This is a genomic window from Methylothermus subterraneus, from assembly GCF_054656915.1.
Map to the genome: position 1 here is coordinate 1 of NZ_BAAHXK010000024.1, position 3,391 is coordinate 3,391.

The 3,391-nt window shown below is 50.0% G+C and carries 1 protein-coding gene; it reads left to right on the top strand.

Annotated features, from left to right (window positions below; translation table 11 throughout):
- The first annotated feature begins 289 nt into the window (after window positions 1–289).
- Entirely contained in the window at window positions 290–3,235 is a 2,946-nt protein-coding gene (locus tag ACYQ3M_RS11475) for a DUF7948 domain-containing protein (protein WP_460036217.1), read from the top strand.
- The last annotated feature ends 156 nt before the right edge of the window (window positions 3,236–3,391 follow it).

The window sequence follows — 3,391 nt, forward strand, 5'->3', positions numbered from 1 at the left end:
CAAATCCGGAAAATCAGGTTCCGTTTGGAAGAGCAGCGAACTTGAAATTTTGGCATAATCCGTTGGATGTAGGACAATAACCAACGATGCTTTCTTAGCATACCGCAAGTGGTTGTAATTGATTTCAGATAGGAACACGTAAGAATACTTGAATCCCTAGGTCGAAAGCCCCCGGACCAGGCTATGGAGGTAAAACTCAGAGTCGATTTATCAAAATCACGGGGGGAAGAATTGCGAACAGAGGGAAACAAGGATTCAGGAAAAACACCTTTTACAGGAGGCAATACTTATGACTAGGTTTCTTCCGGTGCGATTTCGTGCAGAGTTAATGTTATTTGTTGTAGCAATTTTTGGAGGGTTTAAAGTTTCCGATGCGACTACGGTCCGTTCGGAAATATCCTATAAAACTGCACATCTTTTGATTCCTTTTGTTCCTAACCAGGGGCAAACGCAAAAAGAGATTGCATTTTACGCTGATGCGTTTTGGGGTAAGGCGATTATTAGCCAGCAAGGCAATCTCGGTTATCTGATTCCAAACGGCAAAGATAAAGATGCCCGACCGGTTTTCTTAGTTGAATCCGTGGTAGGAGGAAAGGTAAGAACAGTTAGGGGCGAGGGGAAACTTCCTACCAAGATCCATTACTTTAAGTCCGGACAAACTGTTCGTAATTTGCCAGCTTACCAGCGGGTTAGCCTAGGAGAGGTTTACCCAGGGATTGAGTTGAGTATGCAGGTTTCCGGTGCCAGTGCAGAGAAGATTTTCAAGGTAATGCCATTGCGAGATCCAAAAGCTATCTGCTTGCGGCTGGAGGGAGCACACAAGCTAAGTGTCAATACCCAAGGAGAATTAGAAGTAGAGACGGGAGCAGGGCGGATTGTTTTTTCTAAACCTATCGCATACCAAGAACTCCAAGGACAGCGACGAGAAGTACAGATAGCGTATCGCCTGAAAGGTGGAAACGAGTATGGATTTGTCTTGGGGAATTATGACCGAACCCAAGAGGTAATCATTGATCCGGTATTGGCGAAGATCTACGTTGGAGGCAGTTCGGGCACCGCCGGCAGAATCGCAGTGAATGCTCAAGGAAACGTATATGTAGCCGGCAGTACTCAATCTTCGGATGCGCTGGCTTTCCCTGGGCCATACAATCCGAATGGCTTTGATACAACTTTTAATGAAAGATCGGACATTTTTATTTTAAAGCTCGATCCTGATCTAACTACCATGCTGGCAGGAACATATTTTGGTGGCAGCAACTACGATTACCTAGGCGATATGACGCTTGACGATCAGGGAAACGTCTATATCACAGGATATGGTTATTCCATGGATATTCCCACCACGGGAACCGCTTACGACCGAACGGGTGGCGGAGGTAAAACAGATGTCTTTGTAGCGCAATTCGACCCAGATCTTGGTGGTTTACTGGCTTCGACCTATCTTGGTGGTGCCAAAGGACATGACCAGGGACTTGCCATTGCCGTGGATAAAGCAAGCGGTGATGTGATTGTGGCTGGCTTGGCGGGATCGACTGGTTATCCGGGTAAACCGGCCTCGACCGATTTTCCAACTACTCCCGGCGCGTTTGATACTACGTTTTCTGGATCTTGCACCGCCGCCTATCGAAAAACAATCTGTCCAAGCGCTGTGTTTGTGAGCCGGTTCGACAACAACCTGACTCAGCTCAAGGCAAGCACGTTTTTGGATGGAACTTCTTCTGAGACTGCCTACGCTTTGGAAATCGGAAATGACGGTGACATTTACCTTACAGGCAGCACCGCCTCGAGCAATTTTCCGGTGACCAGCAACGCTTATGATAAAACATACGGAGGCGGCGGAGGCGGCTACACAGCTTATCAAATGCAAAATCCGCTAGGAGACGTATTCGTAACGCGACTGTCCTCCAACTTATCTGTCCTCAAGGCATCGACGTTATTGGGAGGCGGTAGCAAAGATTTTGCTTACGGTCTTGCTCTAGACAACCTTGGCAATGTATTCGTCAGCGGCTGGACGGATTCTACCGATTTCCCGACCACTTTAGGGGCTTTTGACGCTGTTCCAGGAACATTTGGGGTTTATGATGGCTTTGTGGCCAAGCTGGATGGTAACCTAACTGCCTTGCTTGCTTCTACTTTTCTGGGTGCAGGCGGGAATGACGGTGCAGGGGAGGTGGCATTTGATTCATTCAACGCCAATATCCTGGTTATTGGGCAAACCCAGTCCGGTGACTTCTTCCTAACTCCGACAACGACCTCTACGTCTGCTGCATTTGTCGCGCGCTTGGATGCTAATTCTTTGGGCCTAATCGAAGGTGAGGTCTTTGGGTTAAATACAGGCCTTGGTTCTGGTAGATCCGTAGCATTAGCTCCTGACAGCACCCCTTACGTTGCTGGATCCACTTCCACGCCTGGGGGTTCGCTTGGATGGGTGGTTAAGCTAGGTAGTATCGATTTGGACGTGACTTTAACCGATGCTCCTGATCCAGTGGCCATCGGTGAGACTTTAAGCTATTTGGTTAGGGTCACCAACAATGGCCCGAATCTAGCTACAAATGTAGTAGCCGATTTTACCCTACCGGATCTTAGGCACTTCTCCTTCGTCTCGGCGACATCGACTCATGGCAACTGTACTTTCACCGGCGCCTCTCTTAGCTGCAATCTTGGCGCTTTGGGAGTCGGCGCAAGCACCTCCATCCAGGTCATAGTAACCCCAACCCAGGACGGCACGCTGACCATGGGAGTGCAGGTCAGTGGCAGCGAACCCGACCGCTATCTCACCAACAACAGCGCCAGTGCCATTACTACCGTGACAGGCGGCAACACGGGCGGCGGCGGTCAAGGTGGCGGGGGCGGTGGTACGGGCACAGCAGATCTGACCGTATCAGCTACCGATACGCCAGATCCGGCACCGTTCAATGCGCTGGTAACTTATGATCTGACCGTCTCCAACCAAGGACCGGATGCAGCTACCAATGTGGTTCTCACCCAAGAGTTTGGCAATTCGTTTGTATTAAATGCGGCTGCGGCCAGTCAAGGAAGTTGCAGTCTTTCCGGCATGAGGGTGAGTTGCTCATTAGGAAACCTAGCTTCGGGTGCTACAGCGAGCGCTCAAATCACTGTCCGGTTTTCGGGGGATGGAGGCATGGCCTCGGAGATTTCAGCTACCGCCCAGGAGACTGATCCCAATCCGGGAGACAATAGCATACAGGTAGAAACCGAAATCTTGAGTAACTGAGCTAACAATCCTTTTTGTGATCTCTTGGTCTCCTCCCAGGTGAGGAGGACGGTAAGGCCGGACATTAGAACGCTGTTGTTTAAGGGCGCACGGAGAGTGGTGGCATCATGCAAAATCTCTCCGTGCTCCGGTAGGCACTGTGCCCCCAGCAGGAGC

What these genes read in the sequence shown, in the direction of transcription:
- ACYQ3M_RS11475 (WP_460036217.1), top strand. Translation starts at nt 290, where the DNA reads ATGACTAGGTTTCTTCCGGTGCGATTTCGTGCAGAGTTAATGTTATTT.